Genomic DNA, 2,322 nt, shown 5'->3' with positions numbered 1-2,322 from the left:
GCCAGTTCGCCTGGCAGGTCTTCGACCAGAAGGTCACGCATCTCCTCCGTGACGAGTACCGGATCCGCCAGATCACCAAAGTGACCGCGCCCACGCTGGAGAAGCTGGCCGAGAAGATGGACGGGGTGGACCCCTCCGGCTTCCTCGCAGAGATCAATGCCTACAACGCCGCTGTGGACACCGGCACACTCTTCAATCCGAACGTCCGGGACGGCCGGGGAACTTCCGGCCTTGCCGTAGACAAGACCAACTGGGCCAATACCGTCGACGAGGGACCGTTCGAGGCGTACGCAGTGACCTGCGGCATCACCTTCACCTTCGGGGGTGTCCGCATCGATCCACGCAGCGCACAGGTCTTCGACACCGACATGCGCCCGATCCCCGGCCTCTTCGCCGCCGGTGAACTGGTCGGCGGGCTCTTCTACTTCAACTACCCAGGGGGCACCGGTCTGACGAACGGGTCGGTGTTCGGACGGAATGCGGGCACCGCTGCCGGCCGGGCCGCGTGATGCCGGTGCTGCCGGAAGCACAATCGGGGCCGGAGCCGATGGAGCTCGTGGTGATCCCCGGGGACGGCATCGGGCCGGAACTGGTCGACAGTGCCCTGCAGGTGCTGGAGCGGGTGGCCGCCCTGGACGGCTTCGAGTACCGCATCAGCACGATCGATGCCGGTGCCGGCGCGTACCGGAGCACCGGACGGGCGCTCCCGGCGGACGCGCTCGAACGCCTGCGTGCCGCCGACGGCGTTCTCAAGGGGCCGGTGGGTCTCCCCGACGTGCGCCATCCGGACGGAACCGAGGCCGGGCTGCTCGGCGGGCTCCTCCGGCTGGGGCTGGACACCTTCGCCAACGTCCGGCCCGTGAGGCTGCTTCCCGGCATCACCGGCGCCACACGCCACCGCGCCGGCCAGATCGACTATGTGGTGGTCCGTGAGAACACCGAGGGGCTGTATGTCTCACGGGGGGCCGGCGCGGCCACGCCACACGCCGCCGCGGACCAGCTGATGATCACCCGAGTGGGCACCGAGCGGGTCGTGCGGTACGCGTTCGATCTGGCGCGTAAGCGCTCGGACGCCGCCGCCGACGGTGTCCGCAGGGTTACCTGTGTGGACAAGAGCAACGTGCTGCGAAGCTACGCACTCTTCCGCCGGGTGTTCGACGAGGTGGCCGCGGACTACCCGGACGTCGAGACCGAACACCTCTACGCCGACGCGGCTGCTCACGATCTCGTCGCGCGACCGCAGTGCTTCGACGTGCTGGTGATGGAGAACTTCCTCGGAGACGTTCTGAGTGACCTCGGCGCCGCCACAGTGGGAGGTCTCGGCATGTGCGGCTCCCTCAATGTCGGCGTGGAGGCGGCTTACGCGGAGCCGGTGCACGGCAGCGCTCCGGACATCGCGGGGCAGGCGCTGGCCAACCCGCTCTCGCAGATTCTGAGCCTGGCGCTGCTGCTGGACCATGCCTCCAGGCCTGCGGCGGGCGAACGTGTGAGAGGTTCCGTCGAGTCCGCGCTCTCCCGCGGAGATATCGAGTTGAGCGAACGGGGACAACCGGTCCACGGAACGCAGTCCGTCACGGCAGCCGTGTGCGAGAACCTGAGGTCCTGACCGGGCACAGCGGGAGTCGCCCCGGCGGACGGCTGGCCGAACCTTTGCGGGCGCGGGCGCGTCACCGACTCCACCGCAATACAGTCCTCGTGCATGGACTGGATCGAGCGGGTGCGAAGCCTTCGGCAATGGACGCACAACGGGGAACGCGCGCCGCACAAGCCGCTGCTGATGCTGTACGCCCTGGGACGGTTTCAGCGGGACCCCGGGCAGCCGCTGCGCTACTCGGACATCGAGCAGGATCTGAAGACACTGCTGCAGGACTACGGCCCGGTGCACCGGACTTCACCCTCCTACCCCTTCCATCACCTCGTCAGCGACGGCGTCTGGGAGGTGCACACCGACCACGGACCGGCCAGTCCGGGCTCTGGCGTGAGGGTGCTGCGGGAGAGTGGCGCAACTGGACGACTGGTGCCGGGACTTCGGTCAGCACTGGCGGCAGACCCGGAACTGCTCGGACGTCTGACGCACACCCTGCTGGACATGCACTTCCCACCGTCGCTTCACCCGGACGTCGTGGCTGACGTAGGACTCAACCTCGAGCTCGCAGCCGGGACGATGCCCCCAGCCGGGCTGACGCGCGACCGACGGCGCGCGGTCGAGACGCGTAAACAGGTACTGGTCGCCTACGAGTACCGCTGTGCGTTCTGCGGCTTCGACGGGTCCATAGGCCGGGTACCCGTCGGGCTGGAGGCCGCTCACGTGCGGTGGTGGGC

At 68.5% G+C, this 2,322-nt stretch carries 3 protein-coding genes; all 3 read left to right on the top strand.

Annotated features, from left to right (window positions below):
• The coding region (locus tag ACRDP3_RS05955; protein WP_431515759.1) for an FAD-binding protein at positions 1–509 on the top strand (509 nt) is incomplete at its 5' end.
• Positions 510–547: 38 nt separating this feature from the next.
• Positions 548–1,606, top strand: a complete 1,059-nt coding sequence (locus ACRDP3_RS05950) for an isocitrate/isopropylmalate dehydrogenase family protein (RefSeq protein WP_431515758.1) — start codon at positions 548–550, stop codon at positions 1,604–1,606.
• Positions 1,607–1,699: 93 nt separating this feature from the next.
• Positions 1,700–2,322 (top strand): phosphorothioated DNA-binding restriction endonuclease (locus tag ACRDP3_RS05945; protein WP_431515757.1); only part of this gene is annotated, 623 nt, incomplete at its 3' end.

The organism is Streptomyces sp. (genome assembly GCF_050698815.1).
In the GTDB taxonomy this organism is placed as follows: domain Bacteria; phylum Actinomycetota; class Actinomycetes; order Streptomycetales; family Streptomycetaceae; genus Streptomyces.
The sequence above is the reverse complement of the archived record's forward strand: the minus strand, read 5'-3'. Positions and strand labels throughout refer to the sequence as shown.